Source organism: Virgisporangium aurantiacum (genome assembly GCF_016863635.1).
Classification (GTDB): Bacteria; Actinomycetota; Actinomycetes; order Mycobacteriales; family Micromonosporaceae; genus Virgisporangium; species Virgisporangium aurantiacum.
In genome coordinates, this window is the sequence record NZ_BOPG01000050.1 from 179,084 (window position 1) to 203,276 (window position 24,193).

25 protein-coding genes and 1 pseudogene are annotated in these 24,193 nt (G+C 72.3%); 14 read left to right on the forward strand and 12 right to left on the reverse strand.

Going from position 1 to position 24,193, the window contains the following annotated elements:
• The first annotated feature begins 35 nt into the window (after positions 1–35).
• A complete protein-coding gene (locus tag Vau01_RS38555) occupies positions 36–1,445 on the forward strand; it encodes an MATE family efflux transporter (RefSeq protein ID WP_204004184.1) in 1,410 nt (469 codons plus the stop codon).
• Here Vau01_RS38555 and Vau01_RS38560 read toward each other — a convergent pair.
• Entirely contained in the window at positions 1,429–3,639 is a 2,211-nt protein-coding gene (locus Vau01_RS38560) for a DUF6055 domain-containing protein (RefSeq protein ID WP_204004186.1), read from the reverse strand. The genes Vau01_RS38555 and Vau01_RS38560 overlap by 17 nt on opposite strands.
• Before the next feature lie 155 nt (positions 3,640–3,794).
• On the opposite strand from Vau01_RS38560, the gene Vau01_RS38565 reads away from it, so the two are divergent.
• Positions 3,795–4,304, forward strand: a complete 510-nt coding sequence (locus Vau01_RS38565) for a hypothetical protein (protein ID WP_204004188.1) — start codon at positions 3,795–3,797, stop codon at positions 4,302–4,304.
• Between the two features lie 4 nt (positions 4,305–4,308).
• Here the strand turns inward: Vau01_RS38565 and Vau01_RS38570 are convergent, their stop codons facing one another.
• The 5 genes from Vau01_RS38570 to Vau01_RS38590 all read right to left on the reverse strand — a co-directional run bounded on the left by Vau01_RS38570 (position 4,309) and on the right by Vau01_RS38590 (position 9,335).
• On the reverse strand, positions 4,309–4,995 hold the full coding sequence (locus Vau01_RS38570; RefSeq protein ID WP_204004190.1) for a cupin domain-containing protein: 687 nt from the start codon (positions 4,993–4,995) through the stop codon (positions 4,309–4,311).
• The gene (locus Vau01_RS38575) at positions 4,992–5,954 is read right to left on the reverse strand and encodes a DUF6807 domain-containing protein (RefSeq protein WP_204004192.1); all 963 of its coding nucleotides are present in this window, start codon (positions 5,952–5,954) and stop codon (positions 4,992–4,994) included. Before Vau01_RS38575 ends, Vau01_RS38570 begins: the two co-directional genes overlap by 4 nt.
• The gene (locus Vau01_RS38580) at positions 5,930–7,027 is read right to left on the reverse strand and encodes a Gfo/Idh/MocA family protein (RefSeq protein WP_204004194.1); all 1,098 of its coding nucleotides are present in this window, start codon (positions 7,025–7,027) and stop codon (positions 5,930–5,932) included. Before Vau01_RS38580 ends, Vau01_RS38575 begins: the two co-directional genes overlap by 25 nt.
• A gap of 92 nt (positions 7,028–7,119) precedes the next feature.
• Complete coding sequence (locus tag Vau01_RS38585; protein ID WP_204004196.1) at positions 7,120–8,910, reverse strand: NPCBM/NEW2 domain-containing protein; 1,791 nt, start codon at positions 8,908–8,910, stop codon at positions 7,120–7,122.
• A 41-nt stretch (positions 8,911–8,951) separates the two neighbouring features.
• Positions 8,952–9,335, reverse strand: a complete 384-nt coding sequence (locus tag Vau01_RS38590) for a hypothetical protein (protein WP_204004197.1) — start codon at positions 9,333–9,335, stop codon at positions 8,952–8,954.
• Positions 9,336–9,389: 54 nt separating this feature from the next.
• Here Vau01_RS38590 and Vau01_RS38595 point away from each other — a divergent pair, with 54 nt between their 5' ends.
• From Vau01_RS38595 to Vau01_RS38615, 5 genes are all read left to right on the forward strand, one after another.
• A complete protein-coding gene (locus Vau01_RS38595) occupies positions 9,390–10,340 on the forward strand; it encodes a hypothetical protein (RefSeq protein WP_204004199.1) in 951 nt (316 codons plus the stop codon).
• Positions 10,341–10,374: 34 nt separating this feature from the next.
• Complete coding sequence (locus Vau01_RS38600) at positions 10,375–10,545, forward strand: hypothetical protein (protein ID WP_204004202.1); 171 nt, start codon at positions 10,375–10,377, stop codon at positions 10,543–10,545.
• Between the two features lie 18 nt (positions 10,546–10,563).
• Positions 10,564–11,031, forward strand: coding sequence for a GNAT family N-acetyltransferase (locus Vau01_RS38605; protein ID WP_204004204.1), 468 nt, complete (start codon positions 10,564–10,566; stop codon positions 11,029–11,031).
• Positions 11,032–11,033: 2 nt separating this feature from the next.
• Positions 11,034–11,510, forward strand: coding sequence for a nitroreductase family deazaflavin-dependent oxidoreductase (locus Vau01_RS38610; RefSeq protein WP_239152189.1), 477 nt, complete (start codon positions 11,034–11,036; stop codon positions 11,508–11,510).
• A gap of 75 nt (positions 11,511–11,585) precedes the next feature.
• On the forward strand, positions 11,586–12,611 hold the full coding sequence (locus Vau01_RS38615; protein WP_204004206.1) for an MBL fold metallo-hydrolase: 1,026 nt from the start codon (positions 11,586–11,588) through the stop codon (positions 12,609–12,611).
• On the opposite strand, the gene Vau01_RS38620 is transcribed toward Vau01_RS38615, so the two are convergent.
• A complete protein-coding gene (locus Vau01_RS38620; protein WP_204004208.1) occupies positions 12,604–13,050 on the reverse strand; it encodes a hypothetical protein in 447 nt (148 codons plus the stop codon). The two genes, Vau01_RS38615 and Vau01_RS38620, sit on opposite strands and share 8 nt — an antisense overlap.
• 178 nt (positions 13,051–13,228) lie before the next feature.
• On the opposite strand from Vau01_RS38620, the gene Vau01_RS38625 reads away from it, so the two are divergent.
• The 6 genes from Vau01_RS38625 (at position 13,229) to Vau01_RS38650 (ending at position 19,138) form a co-directional block, all read left to right on the forward strand.
• Complete coding sequence (locus Vau01_RS38625; RefSeq protein ID WP_204004210.1) at positions 13,229–14,809, forward strand: hypothetical protein; 1,581 nt, start codon at positions 13,229–13,231, stop codon at positions 14,807–14,809.
• A 72-nt stretch (positions 14,810–14,881) separates the two neighbouring features.
• Positions 14,882–15,481 carry a dihydrofolate reductase family protein gene (locus tag Vau01_RS38630; protein WP_204004212.1) on the forward strand — a complete coding sequence of 200 codons (600 nt, stop codon included), beginning with the start codon at positions 14,882–14,884 and terminating at the stop codon, positions 15,479–15,481.
• Entirely contained in the window at positions 15,478–16,638 is a 1,161-nt protein-coding gene (locus Vau01_RS38635) for a sensor histidine kinase (RefSeq protein ID WP_204004214.1), read from the forward strand. The genes Vau01_RS38630 and Vau01_RS38635 overlap by 4 nt, the downstream gene beginning before the upstream one ends.
• Positions 16,635–17,291, forward strand: coding sequence for a response regulator (locus Vau01_RS38640; protein ID WP_239152190.1), 657 nt, complete (start codon positions 16,635–16,637; stop codon positions 17,289–17,291). Before Vau01_RS38635 ends, Vau01_RS38640 begins: the two co-directional genes overlap by 4 nt.
• A gap of 100 nt (positions 17,292–17,391) precedes the next feature.
• Positions 17,392–18,357: a hypothetical protein gene (locus Vau01_RS38645; RefSeq protein ID WP_204004216.1), complete on the forward strand. Its 966-nt coding sequence runs from the start codon at positions 17,392–17,394 to the stop codon at positions 18,355–18,357.
• The gene (locus Vau01_RS38650) at positions 18,275–19,138 is read left to right on the forward strand and encodes an exodeoxyribonuclease III (protein ID WP_204004218.1); all 864 of its coding nucleotides are present in this window, start codon (positions 18,275–18,277) and stop codon (positions 19,136–19,138) included. Before Vau01_RS38645 ends, Vau01_RS38650 begins: the two co-directional genes overlap by 83 nt.
• A 186-nt stretch (positions 19,139–19,324) precedes the next feature.
• Here Vau01_RS38650 and Vau01_RS38655 read toward each other — a convergent pair whose 3' ends face one another.
• Positions 19,325–19,561, reverse strand: coding sequence for a hypothetical protein (locus Vau01_RS38655; RefSeq protein ID WP_204004220.1), 237 nt, complete (start codon positions 19,559–19,561; stop codon positions 19,325–19,327).
• Positions 19,562–19,568: 7 nt separating this feature from the next.
• On the opposite strand from Vau01_RS38655, the gene Vau01_RS38660 reads away from it, so the two are divergent.
• Complete coding sequence (locus tag Vau01_RS38660; protein WP_204004222.1) at positions 19,569–20,447, forward strand: alpha/beta hydrolase; 879 nt, start codon at positions 19,569–19,571, stop codon at positions 20,445–20,447.
• Between the two features lie 53 nt (positions 20,448–20,500).
• Here Vau01_RS38660 and Vau01_RS38665 read toward each other — a convergent pair whose 3' ends face one another.
• The 4 genes and pseudogenes from Vau01_RS38665 to Vau01_RS65415 form a co-directional block, all read right to left on the reverse strand.
• A complete protein-coding gene (locus Vau01_RS38665; protein WP_204004224.1) occupies positions 20,501–21,835 on the reverse strand; it encodes a WD40/YVTN/BNR-like repeat-containing protein in 1,335 nt (444 codons plus the stop codon).
• Positions 21,828–22,382: an RNA polymerase sigma factor gene (locus Vau01_RS38670; protein ID WP_239152191.1), complete on the reverse strand. Its 555-nt coding sequence runs from the start codon at positions 22,380–22,382 to the stop codon at positions 21,828–21,830. The genes Vau01_RS38665 and Vau01_RS38670 overlap by 8 nt, the downstream gene beginning before the upstream one ends.
• 132 nt (positions 22,383–22,514) lie before the next feature.
• Positions 22,515–22,958 (reverse strand): cellulose binding domain-containing protein, encoded by a 444-nt coding sequence (locus Vau01_RS65410; protein ID WP_373320366.1) that lies wholly within the window; start codon positions 22,956–22,958, stop codon positions 22,515–22,517.
• A 144-nt stretch (positions 22,959–23,102) separates the two neighbouring features.
• Positions 23,103–24,140, reverse strand: a pseudogene (locus Vau01_RS65415) (glucuronyl esterase domain-containing protein); the annotation flags it as partial.
• Positions 24,141–24,193 lie beyond the last annotated feature (53 nt).

Sequence of the window (24,193 nt, forward strand, 5' to 3'; positions counted from 1 at the left end):
CCTTCACGGCCGATCGACAGATCACGGGAGGGGCCATGGAACAGAGCACCGTCGCGCGTCCGCCGGCCAAGGTCGAGGCGCTGGCCGCGGCCCGCGGCCTCGGCGCCCACGCGCTGACCCGCAAGGGCGAGAACCCGTTCGTGATGTTCTTCGGGTGGACCGTCGTGGGCGTCGTGCTGCTCGGCGTCGCCGCGCTTCTCGGTTGGCTCGCCGGGAAGACGGAGATCCGCGCGCTCGCGCTCGGCGCGGTCCTCGCGGTGCTCGGCGGCCTCTTCGTCATCGGGCTCGGGTTCTTCGAGATCTTCCGCGGATTCCGCGTCACCTACGTCTACCACGGCGGTCTGGTGTGGACGAGCAACGGCCGCACCGAGGCGGCCACCTGGGCCGAGGTCGACCGGCTCACGGTGCTCTCGTTGCCGAACAAGCGCCCGCACCTCGCGAAGGTCACCACCCTCGACGGGCGCCACGCGCCGATCGCGATGGAGTGGACCGATGACGCCGACCCGGTGCACGCCCGGCTCGTCGAGGTCTTCCAGGCGATCGGCCGGCCGCCGCACGACAGCGAGGCACCCGCCCGGCCCGGACCGGAGACCAGCCTGGAGGACAGGACCCTGATCCGGATCGCCGCGATCTTCGGCATCGTCGGCGGGTTCGCGCTGTCGTTCACGCTCGACCGGGGCGCGGGGCTGCAACCCGGACTCGCGCTGACGCTCGGGTTCCTGGCGGTCGCCATCGTCGTCAGCGCGGCCGGGTACCTGATCGACCAGCGGCTGATCCGGGCCGGCCAGGTGTTCCTCGGGCTCGTCGGCGTCATCCTGCTGATCGCCGCGAACCACGTCTTCGAGGGCCACTACATCGTCGTCACGGGCGCCACGCTCGCGGCCGAGGCGGGGATCGTCGCGCTCGGAGTCGGTATCTACCGCAGGATTCCGGCGCCGCGCCGGTTCGGCCGCCGGCAGAAGATCGCGGCCACGCGCGGGTGGCGGTTCATGCCGGAGGTCGCGGTTCCGGTCGGGGGACCGGTGACGGCGACGCGGCTGATCGGCGTCCCCACGCAGGCGTCCGGCACGACGGGTGAAGGCACGGTGACGGCCACCGCGAACGGTCTCACGTGCGTCGCGTACGACCGGGCCCGCCGGCGCCCGCGGCTCACCGACCAGGTTCAGACGGCGTGGACGGTGTTCCTGCCCGCGCCGCTGCCCTACATCACCCAGGCCGACGTCGACTCCGTGCGCTCCGGGACGCCCACCGACCGGCCGGTGCATCCGGTGGCGCACATGCTCGCGGGCGTGCCGTCGCCGAACACCACCTGGTGGATCGAGGGCGGTTACCTGTACGGCGTCTCGGAGACGCCGGCGCGGGCGGACCTGGTCGCCGACCGGATCGAGCAACTGACCAGGTTCGCCGCGCAGATTCCGTGGCAGCGCATCACGACTGTGGCGTGAACGCCTTGACCTCCAGCAGCCCGACGGAGCTGGTTCCGGTGGACTGCAACACGACCCGCAGCCGCGTGGTGCTGATCGTGGTGTGGGTGACCGTGTTGTACGCGTTGGCCGCCACCGGGTACCCGCTCGCGCCGGGCACGTCGGCGTAGGCGCTGCCGGTCCAGTACTGCAGCTTCCAGCTCGACGGCAGGTCGATGCCCTGGCCGTCGTCGAACAGGTACACCTGCGTGCGGTTGATCGTGACGGCGCTGCCCCAGGTGAGTTCGGCCCACTGCTGGCCGCTGTTGGGCCAGGTGCCCCACCGCGGGTTGGTCGAGTCGTTCGACGACGTCGGCTCCACGCCGTCGTTGATCGCGTTCACCGACTCCCACGCCGACGTGTACGACGCCGACGGCGTCGCCGCACCCGCGACGTTGACGTTCCCGGTCGGCGGCGGGTTCGTGGGTCCGCCGCCGATCGCGAGGTCGGCGCTGGCGAAGTTCGTGAACGACGGGTTTACGTCGGCCTCGCCGCCGGCGCCGTTGCAGCCGCGGTCGGGGTTGAACGCGAGGTACGTCCCGGAACTGCACGCGATCGCGAACTCCGCGTCGCCGCCGACCACGATGCTGCCGGACAGGTTGGCGCCGCCCTGGATCAGCGCGTTGTCCCTGACCACGGCGTTGCCGCTGACCGATCCGCCGTTGACCCAACCGAGGCCCTCGATGCGCGCGTTGCCGGTGACCGATCCCGCGTACACCGCGGCCTTCGGGCCGACGTACGCGGTCGACGCGACGTTCGCGTTGTTCGACACCCAGCCGCCGCCGTTGGCGTGCCAGTGCCCGCCGCCGGTCGCGGCCGGCTTCACGTACCCGGGCTCGAACCCGCTCGGCGTGGCGCCGGAAACCCGGAACTCGTACGGGAAGCGGCGCGCCCTGTTGTAGCCGTCGAGGAACGCGTAGTGCGGCACGGCCGTCGGCGTGCCGGTGACGACCAGCCACACGTCGGTCTCGCCCGACTGCAGTGGGAAGTCGATCTGCCCGTCGGTTCCGGTGAACAGCGACGAGTACCGCGGGGTGCTCCCGTTGCGCGTCGCGACGAGGCCGAACGTCCAGCCGCTCGCGCCGGTCTCGGCGTGGCCCTTCAGCCGCACCTGCACGAGGCCGCCGCTGGCCGACGGCACCAGCTTGATCTTGTTGAAGCCGTAGTCCGACGGCGCCTGGCGCGGGTTCATCCGGTAGTGGCCGAGGCTCTGGTTGACCGCCTCGACGTTGCCGCCGTTGTAGGCGTTGAGGAATCCGGCGCCGTACACGTTGTTGATGAACGGCATCAGCGTCGACCGGTTGCCGAAGTCGTACGTCACCGTGCGGGTGGCGTACTCGCCGACGCGCCGGTTCAGCTCGGTCTGGCTGATTCCCGTGATGCGACGGTACGTCTCGAGCGGGTGCTCGCTCGTGCGCGCCTCGTTCCAGATGCGGTTGAACATCGCGAGCCCGTCGCGGTCCTTGATGTACTGCACCAGCATCCAGTTGCCGTAGTGGTGCCGGCTGCTGCTGTAGTACAGGTTCTCCGAGCGCAGCCACCGGGTCAGGTCGCCGGCCGCGGTGGTCGGCAGCGCCTGCATCGCCATGAACTCGGCGCTCGTCTCCCAGAACGTGCCCGCGGACGCGTTGGTGAACCCGGAGCCCGACCGCCCGAGGAACGTGTAGTTCTGGAACACGTGCCCGAGTTCGTGCGCCAGGCCCCACGATCCGGGCAGGGCCGCACCGGGTGCGATGTTGATGACGCCGACCGTGCCGTCGACCGAACCGCCGGTGGCCCAGGCGTTGAGCTCCGTGCGGTTCCAGGTGTTCGTCACGATGACGATGATCTTGTACTGCGCGAGCAGGCCCGTCTCCGGCGTGAACTGCATCGTGTTCACGTAGAACGAGTACAGGTTCTCCAACTGCGTGATGATGCTGTTCGGGTCGAAGGTGTAGGGCGAGGGCGCCGACACCGGGTTGGTGCCCGACTTCTCGCCCCACAGCAGGATGAAGTTCGTCGACTCCCGGCTGCGGTTCGACGCCCACGGCACCTCGCCGGTCTGCGTCCACCGCGCGGGAATGTAGACGGCCTTGACGGCGGCCGTCGCGGGGGTCGGCGCCGGCGCGAGGATCATGCTCGCGACGGTCGCGAGGGCGAGCGCCAGCGCGAGCAGCACCCGTCTGTTACGGCTCATGGGGGAACGCACCATCCATTCGAGGCAGGCGGTGCCGCGGGGAGGTGACCCTGGCGGAGGGCTGCGGCTATCGACATTGACCAATGTCTGGGCAACCACTGTGCCCGACGAAAACGTTTTCGGCAAGGTCTGCGGGCGGCGTAGGATCCGGCGGTATGACGGAGGTTCCCGGCGAGGTGGCGGCCGTCATCAGGCGGGTGTCGAGCCGGAAGGGCCGGGCGTACGCGGTCGAGCTCGGTGCCCACCTGCTCGAAGACCTGCGGTACGAGATGCAGTTCACCGACGCCGACGTGCGGCTGGTGCTCGGCGCGGCCTGCACCACCGCGGCCCGCGCGGTCGACCAGTTCGTGGCCGCCCTGCAGTTGCCGTACCCGGCGAGCCGGGGCTGGGAGGACATGTTCCACCAGCTCGGCGAGGGCGGAACGAGCCGGCGGCGGTACGTGTTCGTGGCCGACGCGGGCGAACTGCTCCGGCACGAGGAACCGGAACTGTGGTACCGGCTCGTCGCCGATGTGCGGGGCGGGCCGTACTGCCTCGGCGGCGGCTGGACGACGGTGGTTCTGGTCGACGACGAGTACGGCTGGTCGCGGTCGCGGTTCGGCACCGCCACGGCCGCCGAGGACGCCGCCCGCGCCGGGTTGCAGGACGCCGAGCGCCCCCGGTAGAGCCTCAGCGCACGTCGTGGGTGTGCAGCCGGCCGCACATGCCCCAGCCGGCCTCGGCGCTCTGCGGCGACTCGCGCACCCGTCCCGCGCGCAGGTGGCCGCCGTCGCCGCCGGCGAGGGCGTCGAGGACGGTCGCGGTCCGCCGGGTCTCGGCCGCCACGGTGCCGTCCCACAGCTCCCGCCACCGGCCGACCGCGGGACGCACGAGCGCGGCCGCGTGCCCGTAGAACTCCCTCAGCGCCGGCCCGCCGCCGGCCACCAGCCGCCGGAACCCGTCGACGGCGAGGTCGCGCCGGCGGGTGACGGCCCCGTCGGGTGCGTCGGCGGGCAGTCGGGCCGCCTCCCGGTACCGGTCCGCGTCGGCGACGACGTCCGGCGGGAACGTCATCACCGCGTCGCCGGCCTCGGGCAGCCCCGCGTTCGACATCACCACGACCACCTCCAGGCCGCCGTGGTTGATCGCCCGGTGGATCACGCCCGGCGTGAACCAGACGGCCGAGCCGGCGCGCAGCGGCGTCTCCCGGAAACCGGACGCGTCGAGCGTCTGCAGCGCGCCGCTGCCGCCGGTCACCACGTACGCCTCGGTGGACGCGGTGTGCAGGTGCGGGGTGCCGCCGGCGAGCCCGTCGGCGCACTGTCCGGTGTAGACGGACAGCCGCGTCACCGAGGTGCCGCCGGGAAAAGCGGTCACAACGGCACCGTGGCGGGTATCAGGCGGGGACCCGCGAGCGCGGCCCGGCCGTGCGCGGCGAGCGCGGCGGTGCCGTCGTCGCCGTGGTCGCCGTCGGTGACGACCACCGCGTACCGCAGGCCGAGCGTCTCGCCGTGGGGAAGGTCCAGCTCCTCGCTGAAGAACGGCGCCGGGTTCAGGCACGCGAACTGCTCGCTGCGCGCGAACCACTGCGGCGGGTGCCGCGGGTTGTCGGAGTCGTCGACGATCAGGACGGTCGACGCCCGGTCGGTCTCGTCGTGCCGGCCGCGGAACGCGAACCACTCGGCGGTGGTGCCGCGCAGCTCGTCGCCGCCCGCACCGGCCGGTGACTGGATGACGCCACCGGTGAACGACCGCGGCCCGCGCCAGAACAGCCCGCCGTAGCCGGCGTTCTCCCGGCCCTTCGTGGTGGGCGACCCGAACGCCAGCGTGTCGCCGCTGACGTTGGTGAGCGCGGTCTCGAACGTCAGCACCCAGCTGGTGCCGTCGGCGACCCGGCCGGTGATCGCGCGGTGTTCGGTGATGACCGGCGCGCCCTGCTGCGAGAACCAGTCGAGGCTGTGCGCCAGCTCGGCGACGCCGTCCTTCGTGCGGCCCAGGTGGACCATTTCGCGGTGGTCGGCGTTGCCGTTGTTCTCCAACTGGACGTAGTGCCGCCCGTGCACGTACGTGCGGCCGCCCCAGAAGTTGTGCTCGCCGACGAACGGCAGCGCCAGGCTGATCCCCTTGTGCCACACGTGATCGTGCGGGCGGAACGCCGACACGAGGTCGCCGCCGAGCGTGCGCAGCGGGTGCACGTACGGTCGGGGCGACTCGCGCTGCGCGGTGCCGGGCCGGTAGACGTAGGTGAACAGGGTGACGCCGCCGGCCGTCACGCTCACCGACCGGTCGATCGCGTGGTCCAGCTCGAGGGTCACCGGGTCGGTACCGCTTCCCATGGGGCTCCTGCTCCGTTCATCCGTCGGGCGAATGGGCTGCTGGCGTCGATCTGTCCACTGTGGACGGGCGCGCCCGTGAACGCCGACGCGTAGACGGCGGCGACGAACTCCATCGTCTGCCGCGTGTCGGCGGTGGTCACCGGTGGCGGCAGGCCCGCGTCGAGCGCGTCGAGCACGGCGGCGACCTGGCCGGTGTGCCCACCGACCACAGTGGACGGTTGCCGCGCCCACCGCTCGGCGACGGCCTCGTGCCCGGGCACCGGCGTGACCGTCCAGTCGTCGTCGGTGTAGCCGTACAGGTGCGACAGTTCCACCGTCGCGTACTCGAAGTCGAAGCGCAGGTCGGACGTCTGGCGCGGCGACACCACCGAGTTCACCACCGACGCCACCGTGCCGTCGGCGAACGTGACCAGGGCCATCGACACGTCCTCGGTCCGCACCGGACGCGAGCGGCGGGCGGCCACCGCCGTCACCTGTTCCCACGGCCCGAGCACCGACAGCAGCAGGTCGAACTGGTGGATGCCGTGACCCATCGTGGGGCCGCCGCCCTCGGTGTCCCAGTTGCCGCGCCAGGGGACGGCGTAGTAGGAGTCGTCGCGGTACCAGAGCGTGTCGCAGGTGGCCAGCAGCGGGCGTCCGAAATCCCCGGCCGCCGTCATCGCCCGCAGCCGCGCGGCCCCGGCCCCGAACCGGTGCTGGAACACGGTTGCCAGGTGGGCGTTGCCGGCGGCGGCCGCGTCGACGAGCGTGTCGAGTTCGGCCAGCGACAACGTCGGCGGCTTCTCGACGAGCACGGTGACGCCGGCCCGTAGGCACTCCAGGGCCAGCGGCAGGTGCGTCGACGGCGGCGTGCACAGGTGCACCAGGTCGACGCCGTCGGCCAGCACCGCGGCCAGGTCGGGCGCGACCGTGGGTACCGCCCACCGCTCGGCGAACGCGCGTGCCCGCCCGGCGTCGACGTCGACGACCGCGGTGAGCCGGGCCCGGTCGGCGTGCTCCTGCAGCGCGGTGGCATGGGCACCGGCGATCGCACCGGTACCGACGATGGCGGCGCGGTAGCTGTGTTCGCTCATGGCGTGGCGCACTCCGGCGGGGGTGAGGAAAGCGCTTTCCTCGGCCAGTCTGCCCGCCGGCCCCACCGCGGGTCAAGGGGCCGGCAGCGCACTCAGCACTGGAACTGGGCGTCGGCCCAGACGGCGGTCGCCGGAATCCCGCCGTCGCGGCGGGTGGTGACCACCAGCTCGACCCGCTGCACCGACTGGACGTCGACGGACAGGTGGCGGCCGCCGACCTCGGGGCTCATCGGGCCGGACCGGTACAGCGGCTGGTCGTCGCCCCACACGGTGAACCCGATGCGGGCCGGGTCGGTGTTGCCGACCGGCGCGATCGCCGCCACGACGGCGGTGAACAGGCGGCACTCGGCGGGCCGGGTGACCCGGATCCGGCTGAACGCGTACACGCCGAGGCCGTGCTCGTACGTGACGCCGTCGACCTCGATCGGGCCGCCGTCCTCGGGTTCGTCGCCGCCGTTGGTCAGGTTGCGTTCGACGGGGCCGAGGCCGTTGGCGATCGCGGTGTACGGCATGTCGCTGACGTAGCGCGTCTCCTGCGGTTGCGGTTGGCGTTGCTGCGACGCGGTGGGCGTGCCCGGGCCGGCGACGGCCACGCCGGTCACGCCGAGGGCGAGCACGGCGACGAGGCCGACCACCGCCGGGCCGCTCCACAACCGCGGCCGGACCGGCCGGGCCGCGGGCACCGGCGCGAGGCCGGAGACGGCCGCGGGCGAGACCGGCGCGAGGCCGGCGCCCGGCGGGGGCGAGACCGGCGCGGAGACCGGCGCCGGCGACACGGGCGCGGAGGCGGGCGAACGCGTCCACGGCAACAGCCGGGCCGGGCGGCCGGCGGACAGGTCCTCGATCCAGCCGAACACCAGCACCGCCACCGCGGTCATCACCCCGACCGACGCGAGCAGCGCCGCCCACCAGCTCGTCCCGCTCAACCCGAACCGCTCCACGACGAGCAGCGCGATGATCCCGCCGGGCAGGTGCCACAGGTAGATCGTCACCGCGCGCCGGTTGACCGCCGCCACAAGAGTGGTGGCCCAGCGGCGGGCCGAGATCCAGGTCAGCTTCGGTTCGAACCGCAGCACGACGAGCACGAACGCCGCCGACCACAGGCTGCGCCCGACCGGGACGTGGTTGAGGTCGAACGTGCCGGTGTGCAGGCCGTACCACAGCACCGATCCGGCGCCGGCCACCGCCAGGGTCGCCGCCGAGAGGAAGAACTGGCGGTCCGTGAGGCGGCGCAGCCGGCCGTCGTGGTGGGCGAAGCCCAGCATCCAGCAGCACGCGTACGTGGTGACGTTCCAGATCGAGTCGCTGAGGTAGCCGCCGGGCGCGAGGATGCCGAGGTCGACCGCGACCGGAACGGCGATCGCGACCGCCAGGGAGAGTCGTGGCCACCGGCGGTAGATCATCAGGAGGACGGGCGACAGCAGCACCAACCACAGATAGGTGACCAGGTACCAGAGCATCACCGTGAAGCTCCAGCCCCACCGGCCGCCGCCGGGCGGGGTGTGCAGCGGCACGATCCACCACACCAGTTCGCCCCAGCCCAGCTTCGACGCCGGCGCCGACGACCAGCCCTGCAGCAGCATCACCGGCACGGCGAGCGCGGCCAGTCCCCACAGCGCGGGCAGGAGGCGCCGCACCCGCGACCGGAGGACGCGTACGCCGCTGCCGCGGTCGAGCGACCGGGCCATCAGCGAACCGGCGATCGCGAACATCACGCCCATCGCCGGGAAGACGATGGGGATCCAGGCGAAGCCGAGGACGTGGTACACGACGACCCGCACCAGCGCGGCCGCCCGCAGCACGTCCATGTAGAGGTAGCGCTTCTCGGGCGCGCGCGGCGGCGACGTGACCGTGCTCTCGCGCACGGTGCTCAGGGGTGACACGGAGTTCTCCTCACACAGGCGGTGCGGGCGTGACGGACAGGTCAACCCGTGTGAGGAGGCGCCCGTCCCCGCTGATGGCGTTCGGCGCCGGGCGCGAGCGGTCCGGAGCCGCCGGCCGTGACCGCGAACACGCCGGGCGACTCCGCGGCCGGTGTCGCCTGCAGGTATCCGGAGAAGACGTCGAGGTCGGCGGACCCGTGGGCGGCTGCCTGCGCGGGCATCGCGCCAGGCCCCGACATCGCCGCGCCGAGAGGTGGGTGGCCGCCGCAGGGAAGGCCGGCCACGGCGGTGAACAGCGCGATCGAGAACGCGATCGAGAAGGACGCCAGCAGCAGTGCCGCGAGCGCCGGCAGGCCTACCGCCTGCCCACTCCGGCGCCCGACTGCATGCGCGATTATCGGCCCCACCTCCACCCGATACCCCACCGTACCTTCTTGTAGTCTGCTGACCCGGAAAGCGGCGAGGAGGTGCCAGCGCGGGTGACCAATCCCATCCCCCTGCCCCCGTGCGATCCCGGCGGCCCGCGTGCGGAAGCCGTCGCCGCGTCGATCAACGATTGGGTGACGTCTCCGGAACTGGCCGAACTGGTCAAGCATTTCGGCGGCGTGGTACCGGCCGGGCCGTTGGCGTCGGTGCTCGACCGGGTGGCGGAGTTCTCACAGGTGTGGGACTTCCGGGGCGGGACGAAGGAGCGGTTCGACACCGAACGCGTCTACTACGACGCCGATCTCGACGGCCGCGTCCGGTCGCTGATCCGCACGCTCGGCCTCGGCGGCTCGCCCGGCCCGGCGCACCCGGCCTACGACCACGTCGTGGTGCTCGGCGGCGGCATCCGCGTGTCGCTCGGTCGCAGCGGGTACGCGGCCGAGCTCGTCACCGGCGGCGGGGTCACCGCCCGCACCGTCGCCGGCCTCGGCAGCCTGCGCCACCGCGACGACCGCGAGTACCGCGAGGGCCTGCGGCTGGGCCTCGACCCGGTCGAGACCGAGGCCGACATGATGCTGGTAGGGCTGCGGAAGTTCCTCGGCCTGCCGGCGGAACCGACCGCCGAACGCGCCGGCGACGGGTGGTGGCACCGCAGCTGGACGGTGGACCGGCCGGGCGTGGCCGAGGTGCACGTGCTGGCCGCCGCGTCGAGCCGCCCGCCGCTCCGGGCCAACACCGCCGACACGTTTCTCGGGTGGGCCGAGCACGTCGGAGCGCCGGTGCCGACCGACCGGCTGCTCGTCGTCACCAATGATCCTTACGTGCGGCATCAGCATTGCGACGCCGTGCGCCTGCTGGGAAAGCGGTACGGCTGCGGCATCGAGACGGTCGGGTACGACGACGCCACGATGCGGGAATGGGGCCGGCCGTTGGCGACGACCGAGTTGTTGCAGGAGGTGCGGTCGTCGATCCTGGCGATGCGCAACCTCTTCCAGGCGCTGTAGATTGCCGGCCGTCCGCTGTGGGCAATAGTGGCTCATGGTGCTGCCAGGTCCCGATCCCGACGAGTACCCGCCGATCAACCCGAACGAGCCGGTGCCCGACGATCCCGGCGAGTTGCTGCCGGACACCCCGGACACGCTGCCGCCCCCGCCGGTCGAACCAGGCCGCGGCCCCGGCGAACCCGACGGGGTTCCCGAACCCGCGTAGCGGTCCTACGCTGCCGGCATGGCCGTGACGCTGCGCGAGATCGCCGACGACAACCGCGACGCCGTCCTCGCCCTGAGCGTGGCGCCGGAGCAGGAGCGGTTCGTCAGCTCCGTGCGCAAGTCGCTCGACGACGCGGTGAAGTACCCGCAGGCGAACCCGTGGTACCGGGCGGTCTACGCGGGTGCGGAACCGGTGGGGTTCGTGATGCTGAGCTGGAACGTGGACCCGCAACCGCCGGGCATCGTCGGGCCGTGGTTCCTGTGGAAGCTGCTCATCGACCGCCGGCACCAGGGCCGCGGCTACGGCGCCGACGTCGTGCGGCGGGTCGTCGAGCTCGTCCGCGCCGAAGGCGCGACCGAACTGCTCACCAGTTACGTGCCGGGTGACGGGGGGCCGGCCGGGTTCTACGAACGGCTCGGCTTCGTACCGACCGGCCGCGTCGACGGTGCCGGCGAAACCCTCGTCAGCCTGGCGCTGGACCGGTAGCCGTGTCGGTACGGGTGCGGTACGCGAAGCTGCTGCGGCGGCTCGGGCACCAGCGGTGGTTCGCCTGGTTCGGCCGGCAGGTGACGCCGCTCGACCGGTGGGTGCGCCGCCGCACGCGGGGGAAGTGGTCGCTGTCGGGCGACTCGGCCACGCCGGCCCTGCTGCTGACGACCACCGGCCGCCGCTCCGGGCTGCCCCGGCAGCAGCCGCTGCTGTACGCGCGGGACGGTGCCGACTTCGTCGTGGTCGGGTCGAACTGGGGTCAGGCGGGGCATCCGGCGTGGTCGGCGAACCTGCTGAGCGAGCCGTCCGCGATCGTCGACGTCGACGGCGAGCGGATCCCGGTGCGCGCCCGGTTGTGCGGCGGCGCCGACCGGGAGAACCTGTGGGCGCTGCTGGCCGAGGTGTGGCCGGCGTACGAGACGTACGACCGGCGCGCCGGCCGGGAACTGCGGGTGTTCCGGCTCACGCCGGCCTGAGACGGCCGTCCCTCGTAGGGAGACACTGCACACAAACGGGTGCCGGGTGCTCCCGGTCTGCTGTTCACTGCCGGGATGGACCCGGTTCCCGACGACCCCGAGCGCGACTGGACGGCGCCGGGCGTCTACGAGGTGATGCCGGGCCTGTACCGCATCCCGCTGCCCATGCCGTCCGACGGGCTACGCGCCGTGAACGTGTACGCGGTGCGCGACGGCGACGCGCTGGTGCTCGTCGACTCGGGGTGGGTGGTGCCCGAGGCGCTCGACGTCATGCAGCAGGCGCTGCGGGCGCTCGACGCCGACCCCGGCCGGATCAGCCGGATCCTCGTCACCCACGTGCACCGCGACCACTACACGCTCGCCGTGCGGCTGCGCCGCGACCACCCGTCGATCCGGGTCGGTCTCGGCATCGGCGAGCGGCCGTCGCTGCGCGTCGTGCAGTCGTCGCCGCCCGACCGGCCCGGCGGCCTGCGCGACCAGTTGACGCTGTGCGGGGCCGCGGCGCTGGCCAAGGAGCTGTCCGAGGTGTCGGTCCACCACGACACGAGCGAGTGGGAGGACCCGGACGACTGGCTGGAGGCGCCGTCGACGGTCGACCTCGCCACCGCGTCCTGGCAGGCGCACCCGACGCCCGGGCACACCCGTGGTCACCTGGTGTTCGTCGACGCCGATCGGGACGTCATGTTCTGCGGCGACCACGTACTGCCCCGGATCACGCCGTCGATCGGGTTCGAGCCCGTGCCCGCCGAGTCGCCGCTGCGCGACTATCTCGACTCGCTGAACCTGGTGCGCGCGCTGCCCGACCGCCGGCTGCTGCCCGCGCACGGGCACGTCGGGCCGAGCGTGCACGCCCGCGTCGACGAGCTCATCGAGCATCACGACGTGCGGCTGCGCGACACGTTCGACGCGCTTGCGGGCACGGCCTTCGAGACGGCGCAACGGTTGCGGTGGACCCGGCGCGGTCGCGCCTTCGACGAGCTGGACCTGTTGAGCCGCTGCCTCGCCGTCACCGAGACCGCCGCGCACCTCGACGTGCTGGCCGGCACCGGCCGCCTGGACCGCACCGAAAACGACGGCGTCCGGTACTACCGCGTCACGTGATCTGTCCATTGTCGACGGTCAGAGCCGTGATGTCGGTATTCTCGTAGAACCTGAGGTAGCCGACGAAGCCGTCGCGGGCGGCGCGCGGGCCGAGCCGGTCGAGAAGCGCCCGCACCGCGGCGAACTGGTCGGGGTGCAGCTCCTGGCGAACGGTCAACGCCCATCCGTCGTCGCGGGTCTCCAGCCGCTGAACGAGCGCGCCGCCGATGCGGTGCGCCGGGCCCGTCGCCGCGAACAGCGCCTCCGGTTCGGCCTTCTCCCACTCGCAGTCGGGATCGCCCGGGTCGCCCAGCGGCCAGGTCTCCACGTACGCGCCGGTGCCGAACACCAGGCGCTCCGGCCGCTCGCCCGCGCCGACGTGCCAGCGCAGTTCGGCCTCCTCGTCGGGCGTGAGGTCGCGCAGGTCGAGCGCCAGCACGAACTCGTACAGATCCGCCATGCCGGCACCCTACGCCGCCGACGATCTTCGCGAGGGGAGGTGTCTATCCTCCCGTTCATCGACGTCCGACGATCGATGCCCGAATAGTTACGGAAGGGGGATCGCGGCGATCGCGCGGATCTGACAACATTCGTCTCCGCGCCGGTGTGGCGCCACAGCAACGAGGGTGGAACCAACTGTGACGACGCCGCCGAACCAGCCGGAACAGCCCGACCCGACGGCCGGGCCGGGCCAGCCGGAGCCGCCGCGCGAGCCGGTTGAGCCGGAGTCGCCGGCCGGGCCGGCAGCGACTGTGCCGCCGGCCGAGCCGGAGCCGGCGCGCGAGCCGGAGCCGTCGGCGGGGTCGGTCGAGCCTGTGTCGGCGGCCGAGCCGGAGCCGGTGTCGGGCGAGCCGGAGCCGGTACGCGAGCCGGAACCGTCGGCGGAGCCGGTGTTGGTCGAGCCGGTCCCGGTGGAGCCAGTACCGGTGGAGCCGGTCCCGGTGGAGCCGGTGTCGCTGGCCGAGCCGGAGTTGCCGCGCGAGCCGGAGTTGCCGCGCGAGCCGGAGGCGTCGGCCGAGCCGGTGCCGCTGGCCAAGCCGGAACCGTCACCCGAGCCCCCGGCCCAGGCGGAGTCGCCCGCCCAGGCGGCCCAGGCGGTGCCGGGCCAAGAGGTGCCGACTCAGGCGGTGCCGGGCCAGCCGGTGCCGCCGGCCCAGGCGGTGCCGCCGGGCCCGCAGCAGCCCTACGGCTCGCAGAATCCGTGGGATCCGGCCGCTGCCGCGCAGGGCGGTGTGCCCGGCGGTGGTTACGCCATCCCGCCGCTCGGGCCGGCGCCGACCGACGGCCCTCCCGGTTACGGCTACGACCCGTTGATCAGCCCGGATTACAACGGATGGTTCCGCCGCGCGACCACCATCGTCAAGGTGGGATGGCGGCCGCTGGCCGTGCTCCAGGTGATCGGCGGCGTGACGGCGCTCATCGTGCAGGTGCCGTTCCTCATCTGGGCGCTCACCGCCAGTTCGGAGTTGACGGAGTCCATCGAGAACGACCCCGAGGCGGCCCCCGACCTGGGCCTGTTCCTCGGCGTGATCGGGCTGACGTTCCTCGGCGCGTTCATCGCCATTCTGGTGGCCGCGTTGGTCTCGCTCGCCAGCATGCGGATCGGCGTGGCCGTGGCGACGGGGGCCGAGCCGGACGTCGGCGCGGCGTTGCGTCAGGCGCTCAGCCGCATGTTCCCGTTGCTGGGCTGGCAGATCACCGCCGGGTTCATCATGATCGCCGGAGTCTGCGCGTGCATCCTGCCGGCGGTCTACCTGTACGCGGTGTTCGTGACGATCCCGGCGGTCGTCGCGTTCGAGCGGACGAACGTGATCGGCCGGTGCTTCAGCCTGTTCCACCGGGACCTCGGGGCGGCGGTGGCCCGCGTCGCGACGATCGCCGGGTTCACCATCGCGGCCAGCGTGCTGGCGTCGATCATCGACGGGGTCGTCAGCGCGATCACCGGTGCCTCGGCCGGTTCGCTCGGGTCGGACCTGCCCGACGAGGTCACCACCGGCGCGCTCCTGGGCAGCGCGCTCCTGACGTCGGTGATCTCGGTGGTCATCGGCGGGGCGGTGGCCGTGCTCACCTCGCAGCTGACCCTCACCGCGTACGCCGATCTTCGCGCCCGCGTCGAACCGCTGTCGACGGGGATGCTCGCCTACGAGATCGGCCTGCAGGCGCCGCCGACCGCGCCGCCGACGACACCGCCGACCACGCCGCCGGCCCAAGCCTGGTAGAAGAGATGTAGAGAAGGCGGTCGCGGCTCCGTCTGACGGGTGAAGCCACCCCTGAGGGAGAGGATCACCCCGATGAGCAAGGTCGTCGTGGACATGGCCGCGTCGCTGGACGGATACACCGCCGGGCCGAACCAGAGCCTCGAGAAGCCGTTCGGAGACGACGCGTTCACCAGCCTGACCGACTGGATGACCCAGGCGGCGGAGGAGAACAAGGACGAACTCGACGCGATCACCGACGCGGGCGCGTTCGTCATGGGGCGCAACATGTTCGGGCCGGGGCGCGGCGCGTGGGACCGCACCTGGCGGGGCTGGTGGGGCGAGGACCCGCCGTACCACGCCCCGGTGTTCGTGCTCACCCACCACGAGCGTCCGGCCGAGAAGATGGCCGGCGGCACCACGTTCCACTTCGTCACCGGCGGGATCGACGAGGCGCTGCGGCTGGCCCGGGAGGCGGCCGGTGACCGCAACGTGTCGGTCGCCGGTGGCGCCGCGACCGTCAACCAGTTCCTGGCCGCCGGCCTGGTCGACGAGCTGCGCCTGCACGTCACGCCGGTGCTCCTGGGCCGGGGCGAGCGGCTGTTCACCGGCACCGCCCGCACCGAACTGACCCAGGTTTCCGCCCGCCGGACCTCGCTGGTGACGCATCTGCGCTACGAGGTGCGCCGGGCTTGACACGGATCCTCGACCGGCTCGGACGACCGCTCACCGCACGGTGGGCGGTCGCCCTCGACCTGTCGCTCGCCGCCGCGTTCCTGGTGGCCATGGTGGCGATCCGGGTCGCGGAGGGCGGTGACCGGCTCGCCCTCGCCGTGGTGCTCAGCGTGGTCATCGCCGGCAGTCTCGTCCCGCGCCGGCGCTATCCGCTCGGGTCGTACGTGGTCGGGTCGTCCGGGCTCGTCGTCGAGTCGCTCGCCGTCTCGCCCGGCCAGCTGACGCCGTACGCGAACCTGATCGGCCTGTACGCGCTGGGTTTCCACGCGAGCCGGGGCCGGGCACTGGTGGGTCCGGTGATCCTGGTACCGGGCGTCCTGGCCTACTTCGCCCACGAGAACGGCTCCTCGGTGGCGAGCGCGGTCGGCGTCGTGGTGGTGTGGCTGCTGGCCTGGGCGGCGGGGTACGCCGTCGCGCGCCGGCGGGAGCAGATGGAGGCCTACCGGCGGCTGGTGCGCCGGGAGGCGGTCATCAACGAGCGGGTCCGGATCGCCCGCGAACTGCACGACGTGATCGGGCACACCGTCAACACGATGCTGGTGCAGGCCGGTGCCGGGCGGGTGGTGCTCGACACCGACCCCGACCGGGCCCGCGAACTGCTGGTCAGCGTCGAACGCACCGGGCGCAACGCGCTCGCCGAACTCGACCGGGTGCTCGGCGTCCTGCGGTCCGACGACGAGCCGGAACCCGGCCTGGACGACCTCGACACGGTGGTGCGGCCGCTGGTCGACGCCGGGATGGCGGTGCGCGTCGAGCTCGACGCCTCTCTCGGCGGCACATCGGGCACGGATTCGGCGGCGCGGGGGCTGCCGCGCGGGCTGGAACTCTCGGCGCACCGGATCGTGCAGGAGGGGCTGACCAACGCGCTCAAGCACGGCCGGGCGCGCTCCGCCACGGTCAGGATCAGATTGGACGCGATGAGCACGCTGGTCGTGGAGGTCCGCGACGACGGGCGGGGGCCGGGTGCGGGTTACCGACCGGGCCGCGGACTGCTCGGGATCGCCGAGCGGGTCAGCGTGCTCGGCGGAACGGTGGAGCACGGCCCGGCACCCGGCCGCGGTTTCGTGCTGCGGGCGCTGCTCCCGGTCCACAAGGATTTTGCGGAGCCGCGGCCGTGACCGTCCGTATTCTGCTGGCCGACGACGACGCCCTGCTCCGGGCGGGCGTGGCGGTCGTGCTGGGCGCCGCGCCCGACCTCGAGGTGGTCGGCGAGGCCGGCGACGGGATCGCGGCCGTGGACCTGTGCCGCGCGCTGGCGCCGGACGTCGTGCTGATGGACGTGCGGATGCCCGGCATCGACGGCATCGAGGCCACCGCCCGCGTGGTCGCCGCCGGGCTGCCGACGCGCGTGCTGGTGCTGACGACGTTCCCCAACGACGACTACGTCTGGCGGGCGCTGCGGGCCGGCGCGAGCGGGTTCCTGCTCAAGCGGGCGTCGCCGGAGCGGCTCGTCGACGCCGTGCGCACCGTCGCGGGTGGCGACACGCTGCTCGACCCGTCGGTGACCCGCGCGCTGGTGGAGCACTTCGTGGCGGGCGGGCCCGGTCCGGCGGCCGGATCGCCCGAGCGGGAGCGGCTCGGCCGGTTGACCGCGCGCGAGGTCCAGGTGCTGCGGCTGGTGGCCGAGGGCCTGTCGAACGAGCAGATCGCCGACCTGCTCGTGATCGCCGAGTCCACCGCGAAGACCCACGTGAAGCGGATCCTGCAGAAGATCGAGGCCCGCGACCGCGCGCAGGCGGTGGTGCTCGCGTACCGGGCCGGCCTGATGTAGCGCGTACCCCCGTGGGGGTACACGAGGTGACCTCCACGGAGGGACGCGGCGCGGCTACCTTCGGACCTACCGTTTCGGCCAGGTGTTCGAAGGGGGAGTCATGGTCGGCACGGTGTGGCGGGCGGTCCGTCCACAGAACGGTTTCCAGCGGCTGCTGTGGTGGGCCGGCACGCTGCTGTTGGCGTCGGGCGCGGTGCACCTGGTGGTGGCGTTGGTCGACGGCGGGTCCTGGTGGGGGCCGGTGTCCTGGCGCAAGCCGGTGGTCTTCGGGCTCTCCATGGGCCTGCTGCTCTGGTCGATGGTGTGGGCGTTACGCCGGCAGGCGCAGCGGTGGTGGGTCACCGTGCCGGCCGGGCTCGTCGGTGCCAGCCTGGTGCTCGAGGTCGCTCTCATCACGATGCAGCGCTGGCGCGGCGTCCCGTCGCACTTCAACGCGGCAACCGCGTTCGACAGCGCGGTCTGGTCGGTGATCGGCATGACGATCATCGTGCTGACCCTCGGCGTGCTGTGGTCGTTGGTCGCCTCGCTGGTGCGGTTCCGGGGGAGCGCGGCGACGCGGATCGCGGTCGTCGCCGGGTTCGCGGCGGTGCTCGTCGCCGGCGCGATCGGCAAGGACATGGCGGCGATCGGCGAGGCCGCGGTCGACGCCACCGGGCGGGTGCCCGACGACATCCTGTTCGGTGCGGCCGGCAGCGCCAAGCTCGCGCACGCCGTGGGGCTGCACGCGATCCAGGTGCTCGGCGTGCTCGCGATTCTGCTCGACGCGGGGCGGTTGCGGGCGCGGGCGGCGGCGTGGGCGATGGCCGTGGCCACGACCGGGTACGCGGCGGCGTTCGGCGCCGTCACCGCGACCGCGTACGCCGGGTGGGCACCGCACGATCCGACGCCCGCGATGGCGGTTCTGCTGGTCGGCGGAGCGGTCGCCGTGGCGGTGGTGGGCGTGGTCGCGTTGTGGGCCGTGCCTTCCCGGGTAGCGTCGGGTGATGCGGATCGCGACCTGGAACGTGAACTCGGTGAAGCAGCGGATGCCCCGGTTCCTGCCGTGGCTCGACGAGCGGAAGCCTGACGTGCTGTGCGTCCAGGAGACCAAGCTCACCGACGCCGCCTTCGCCACGCTGCTGGAGTCGGAACTCGCCGACCGGGGATACGCCTTCGCCCACCTCGGCCAGGCGCAGTGGAACGGGGTGGCGATCATCTCCCGCGTCGGGCTCGACGACGTGGTGCACGGGGTGGCCGGCGCGCCCGGCTTCCCCGATCCGGAGGCGCGGGCGGTCGCGGCGACGTGCGGCGGGGTGCGGGTCCACTCGGTGTACGTGCCGAACGGGCGGGAGCCCGACTCCGACCACTACAAGTACAAGCTCGAATGGCTGGCCGCGCTGCGCGAGGTGGTCGGTGCGGGTCCGGAGGCGGCGGTGGTCTGCGGCGACGTGAACATCGCGCCCACCGACGCCGACGTGTTCGACCCGCAGGCGTACGTGGGGCAGACCCACGTCACGCCGCCGGAGCGGCAGGCGCTGGCCGACCTGCAGTCGCTCGGCCTGCACGACGTCGTGCGCGAGCGCTGGCCCACCGAGCGCGTCTTCACGTACTGGGACTACCGGGCCGGCATGTTCCACAAGGACCTCGGCATGCGGATCGACCTGGTGCTGGCCACCGGCGCGGTCAGCGGGCGGGTGCGGGCGGCCTGGGTCGACCGGCACGCCCGCAAGGGCACCGGCCCCAGCGACCACGCCCCGGTGATCGTCGACCTCGACGAGGCGCCCGACGGCGACATCGGGCCGGTCGTGCCGCCGCCCTCGGCCACCACTGGACGCGGGAAGAATTTCCGATTGCCGCAGTCGCGTTGAATATCGATGCTTATTTACGTCTGATAGACCCTGTGCTGCGACTGTATTCCAGTACTTAACAGTAATTCGGTTTTATTGAATGAATGCGGTGGGCGGGGCGAAACCGTTGTGTTGTCACGCGTCCCGGTTTGTGCCGGCGGGCCTCCGGAATAACCGGCTGGCCCTACCATCCGGTGGCCCATTCATTCATTCATAGAACTGGATCGCTATGTCCAAAATCACTCGATTGCTGGTTTCTGCGGTTCTCGCGACGATATTCGGAATTGTTGTCGTGCCGGCCGCCGCGCGTGCGGAGGATCCCGGTTGGGCGACCTGCTCCCAGCAGTCCGTTCCGGTCTTCCTGTCGGCTTCGAATCCGACCAAGTACGTCGTCGAGGGCCGGCTCTGCCTGCGATCCGACAACGCCTCCCGGAACCAGACCATCCAACTGATGGTCGCCGGGATCACGTACGACCAGAACCTCTTCAACTCGTCGCAGTCGCCGAACACGAACTCCCACGTGTTCGCGTCGACGAGTCGCGGATATTCCACGTTCGCGATCGACCGGCTGGGTACCGGGCTCAGCCAGAAACCCGCACCCGAACTGCTCACGGTGCAGTCGCACGCGTATGTCGTCGGGCAGATCGTGCAGGCGCTCCGGGCCGGAACGATCGGCGGCCGGGCATTTCCCGTTGTCGTCGGGGTGGGCCATTCGTTCGGGGCGGCCATCCTGCAGTATCTCGCCGGCACCTCCACCGTGTCCGGCACCATTCCCAACTACCTGGTGCTGGGCTCGTTCCTGATGACGACCTACGCGCCGACCGTCACCCTGTTCGCCAACTCGCTGTACGCGGCGACGTCGGACCCGAAGTTCGCCGGGTCCGGCTTACCCGCCGGCTACATCACCACGATTCCGGGTACCCGGGACGACCTGTTCCTGTACACCCCCGGTGTCGAGACGGCGATGCCCGCGTACGAGGAGTCGGTCAAGTCGCTGGCCACGCTCACCGAGCGCACCAGCATCGGCGCGGCCCGCACACCCGCGGTCACGCTTGCCATCAAGGTGCCGGTGATCATCGTGGTCGGGCAGTACGACGCGCTGTTCTGCCACGAGCCGAGCGGCCTGACCTGTGCCGACGCGACCAAGGTCAAGGCGCGGGAGGCGGCGAACTTCGGTCCGAAGGCCTGCCTCAGCACGTACGTGGTGATCGACGCCGGACACGCCTACGGCCTGCACATCAAGGGCCGTGACGCGTACAACGCCACGAACACCTGGGTCGACCAGTACACGTTCTCGGGCACGAAGGACGTCAACGGCTGCGTCATCTGACCCGCACGGTCGGGTCGGCCACCAACGTGCTGTGGCCGACCCGACCGCGTTCCCTACGGCATGTCGACCGTGCGCCAGGTCCAGCCGTCGTCGGAGACGCTCAGGACCTCGCCCGAGGTGACCACGTAGCGGCCGGTGGCCTGCTGGGAGGTCACCTGGGTCAGCCGCCGCACGTCGGCCGGGTAGCCGCTCAGCGTCACCGGTGCGTAGCCGCCGGCGCCCGGCCGGAAGACCCGGAAGTCCGACCCGTTCTTGACCACGTGCGCGCCGTCGGCGGTCACGTAGCCCGCGTCGGGCACCTCGGGAATCGGGCCGCCGGGCACCCGTTCCCAGGTCACGCCGCCGTCGGTGGTGCGGTACGCGTCGTGCTTCAGGTCGGTGCGGTAGGTCAGCACGTAGGCGGTGGCGCCGTCGCCGGCCGCGACCGCCGGCAGGTACATGGTGGCGACGAACCGCAGCGTGTCCTGGGCCGGCACGCCGTCGGTGAACACGTGCGTGGTCCAGGTGCGTCCGCCGTCCGGGCTCGCCGCGATGGCCGGCTTGTTGGATGCGGGATCCAGCCCGGGGACCCACAACCGCCCGCTCACCGGCACGTCGACCTGGTGGCCCAGCCAACCCTGCGCGTACCGGACGCCGGTGGGCTGGTTCGCCAGCGGCGCGAACCGCCCGGTCTCCGGGTTCACCGCGTACAGGCGGCACGGCGTCTCCTCCTTGACCATGCCGCAGTCGACGACGCGGGTGCCGGCCGGCACGGCGTCCACCGGTTGCTCGTCGACGCCCGGCCGCTGCCAACTGCGTCCACCGTCCCGCGTGATCCAGAACCGCTGTTCCGGGCTCACGGTCCGCCCGTCGTACGCCGACTTGAAGGACTCGTACGCGTCCACCGCTCCCGTGGCCCCCGACTCCGGGATGGTCACTATCAGACGATCGGACCACAGCAGGACACCGGGCGCCACCGCGTCCAGGAAGCCGCTCGGCCGGATGTCGGCGCCGGGGGTCGTCGACGGTGGAACGGCGCGGCGGCTCCAGGTGCGACCGGCGTCGGCGGACACGTGCAGTTCCGGACCGCAGGTGCGGCAGCGCTCGGAGACCGCGTAGAGCTCGTCGGCCTTCGCGGCGACGACGTCCGTCCACCGGGGCCAGCCCGCGTTCATGTCGACGCTGGGCGTCGGTGTCGGCGTGGCGGCGGGCTGCTGCCCGTCACCCGGTCCCGTCGTCAGGCCGACCGCGGCCACGACCGCCGCCGTGAGCCCGGCCACGACGGACGCCGCGGCGTTGCGCCGGCGCCGGCGGACCCGACCGGCGCGCCGGCGGATGACCTCGAAATCGGGCTGGCGGGCGGCATCGTCGGTGTATTCGCGCAGCCCGGCGAAGTGGCCCTCAGGCATGGCGCACCTCCTCGGGATCGTCGTTCTTTTCGAAGGGATCGGCCACGGCCAGGAAGCGCGCCAGCGCGGTGCGGCCGCGCGCGAGTCGTGCTTTCACGGTGCCCACGGGGACGCCGAGCGTGGCGGCCACCTCCAGCACCGGCAGATCGGCGAGGTGGTGCAGCACCACGGCCTCGCGCGTCGGCGGTGCCAGCCGCCGCAACGCGGTGAGCAGCTCGACCCGGTCGACCGACAGGCCGGGAACGGCCGCCGGCGTCACGTCGACCCGGCCCGCGCGGACCAGCCGGTCGAACACCCAGCGGCGCCGGTACCGGGTGCGGGCGACGTTGAGCGCCACCACGCGGAGCCACCGCTCCGGGTCCTCGGCGCCGAGGAACGCCTTCGGCCGGGTGAGCACGCGGGCGAACGCGTCCTGCACCGCGTCCTCGGCCTCGGCGAGGTCACCGATCAGGCCGAACAGCTGCGCCACGAGCCGCCCGTAGTGCACCTGGTACGCCTGCCGCACGGCGTCTTCCACACCGTCTTCCGGATCGTCATCGGCATCCACACGCTCTCCCCTCGGGTGAAGGTCTCGCAGAAGGACCAGCGGTGCGGCTCCGAGGTTGCACCCCTCCCCTGAATACGCGGAACCGGTGGGCTCCCGCCTTCGGGAGTGCCCACCGGTTCCGGTCGTTGGATTTCAGGTGGCGGTGCAGGTGGTTGGTGGGGTGCCGAGAGAGCCGGTTCCCTGGAAGCCGAACTCGGTGCTCTGGCCGGCGGTGAGGCGGCCGTTGTAGGAGACGTTCGCGAGTTGAACGGCTCCGCTCGCTCCGGTGCGGGTGGTGTTCCAGCTGTTCGTGATCGTCGCTCCGGCGGGCAGGGTCATGGCGACGGTCCAGCCGTTGATCGGGTTGGCGCCGGCCGTGACGCGGATGGTGGCGACGAAGCCGCCGGTCCAGGCGTTGACCGACACCGACGCGGCGCACCCGCCGACGGGCGGCGGGCTCGACGGCGAGCCGGGCGGTGAACTCGACGGTGAGCCCGGCTGCGAGCTCGGGGGATTGCTGGGGGACTGGCCCAGGTTCGGCGTGGTCCAGTCTCGCCACTCGGCCAGGTTGCCCTGTGCCCGGGACGAGATCCGCATCGCGCCCGCGGCGTTGCCGGTGCGCAGCAGGTGCTTCTGGATGTTCTGCTGCAGCGGCGTGCGCCACTCGGGCCGGTTGGCGCAGTGCGTGCCGTCGGCGACGTCGGACCAGTACGTGATGTTGTCGCCGGCACCGAGCGCCTTGTAGACCTCGGCGCCGCCGAGCGCGGCGACGCTGGCCGAGCGCGGGCCGAGGTTCGCGATGTGCGGGTTGTCCATGACGAACAGCCCGCGCGGCGCCACCATCGCGACCATCTCGTGCGTGTCGACGGGCAGCCGGTTCGGGCTGCCGGTGAACGTGCCGAACGCGTCGCCGAACCACGGTTGCTCGCCGTAGGCGCTGCTGAGGCTCTGCGCGCCCTCGCCGGGGACGCCGCGCAGGATCGGCACGCCGGCGGTGCCCGACTCGATCGGCATGGTGAGCGCGATGCGCTGGTCGAACGCGCCGATCACGAAGGCGCCCTTGCCGAAGCGGGAGCAGCCGGTGACGCCGGTGGCGTCGGCCCGCAGCACGGTCCCGCCCGACGACTCGATGACGTCGATGATCCGGCTGACGCCCCACGCCCAGGCCATCAGCAGGCCGGTCGGGCTGGTGTTGCCGTAGATGCTGTAGAACGCGCCCTGCTTGTTGTTGCGTGGCGTGCCCTCGCGCCCGACGGCGTAGGGGTCGTAGTTGATGACGGCCGCGCCGGCCGCCCGGATCGCGGCGGTGTCGGCGCCGAACCCACCGAGCACGACGACGGCGGGGAACGGCCCGGTTCCGCTGGGCAGCTGTACCGACGCGGAGAAGCTGGAACTGCGCCCGTTGTGGCTGACGTTGACGGTGATGTTGCTGCCGGACACCGTGCCGGTGACGCTCTGCGGCTTGGCCGGCTTCTCGCCGTAGACGAACTTCTCGGCCAGGCGCTTGATCTCCTCGCGGCGGCAACGCCAGTCGCCGGTGGTGGTGATGCGCGAGTTGTCGAGGCGGCGGAACGGGTCGGGGAGCCGGGCGTTGGTGGGCAGGGAACCCGCGTCGGGAAGGGCGGGGACCGCGCAGTCGGCGCCCTCGTTCTCGACGGTGGACGCGGCGAGTTGCGCGGCCGGGGCGGTGCCGGCCACGGTCACGATGGCCGTTGCGGTGGCGACGAGCGCGGCCACCGCGAGTGCGATGACGGATGTTCTGCCCGAGTGGATGGTCACCGGGGCACTCCTCTCGCTTTCACGCGAAGCGTGACGGACAGGGAGCGCCCGAT

What these genes read in the sequence shown, in the direction of transcription:
- Vau01_RS38555 (WP_204004184.1), top strand. Translation starts at nt 36, where the DNA reads ATGGAACAGAGCACCGTCGCGCGTCCGCCGGCCAAGGTCGAGGCGCTG.
- Vau01_RS38560 (WP_204004186.1), bottom strand. Translation starts at nt 3,639, where the DNA reads ATGAGCCGTAACAGACGGGTGCTGCTCGCGCTGGCGCTCGCCCTCGCG.
- Vau01_RS38565 (WP_204004188.1), top strand. Translation starts at nt 3,795, where the DNA reads ATGACGGAGGTTCCCGGCGAGGTGGCGGCCGTCATCAGGCGGGTGTCG.
- Vau01_RS38575 (WP_204004192.1), bottom strand. Translation starts at nt 5,954, where the DNA reads ATGGGAAGCGGTACCGACCCGGTGACCCTCGAGCTGGACCACGCGATC.
- Vau01_RS38580 (WP_204004194.1), bottom strand. Translation starts at nt 7,027, where the DNA reads ATGAGCGAACACAGCTACCGCGCCGCCATCGTCGGTACCGGTGCGATC.
- Vau01_RS38600 (WP_204004202.1), top strand. Translation starts at nt 10,375, where the DNA reads ATGGTGCTGCCAGGTCCCGATCCCGACGAGTACCCGCCGATCAACCCG.
- Vau01_RS38605 (WP_204004204.1), top strand. Translation starts at nt 10,564, where the DNA reads ATGGCCGTGACGCTGCGCGAGATCGCCGACGACAACCGCGACGCCGTC.
- Vau01_RS38615 (WP_204004206.1), top strand. Translation starts at nt 11,586, where the DNA reads ATGGACCCGGTTCCCGACGACCCCGAGCGCGACTGGACGGCGCCGGGC.
- Vau01_RS38620 (WP_204004208.1), bottom strand. Translation starts at nt 13,050, where the DNA reads ATGGCGGATCTGTACGAGTTCGTGCTGGCGCTCGACCTGCGCGACCTC.
- Vau01_RS38630 (WP_204004212.1), top strand. Translation starts at nt 14,882, where the DNA reads ATGAGCAAGGTCGTCGTGGACATGGCCGCGTCGCTGGACGGATACACC.
- Vau01_RS38645 (WP_204004216.1), top strand. Translation starts at nt 17,392, where the DNA reads ATGGTCGGCACGGTGTGGCGGGCGGTCCGTCCACAGAACGGTTTCCAG.
- Vau01_RS38650 (WP_204004218.1), top strand. Translation starts at nt 18,275, where the DNA reads ATGCGGATCGCGACCTGGAACGTGAACTCGGTGAAGCAGCGGATGCCC.
- Vau01_RS38655 (WP_204004220.1), bottom strand. Translation starts at nt 19,561, where the DNA reads ATGGTCTGGTTCCGGGAGGCGTTGTCGGATCGCAGGCAGAGCCGGCCC.
- Vau01_RS38660 (WP_204004222.1), top strand. Translation starts at nt 19,569, where the DNA reads ATGGTCGCCGGGATCACGTACGACCAGAACCTCTTCAACTCGTCGCAG.
- Vau01_RS38665 (WP_204004224.1), bottom strand. Translation starts at nt 21,835, where the DNA reads ATGCCTGAGGGCCACTTCGCCGGGCTGCGCGAATACACCGACGATGCC.
- Vau01_RS65410 (WP_373320366.1), bottom strand. Translation starts at nt 22,958, where the DNA reads ATGCGGATCTCGTCCCGGGCACAGGGCAACCTGGCCGAGTGGCGAGAC.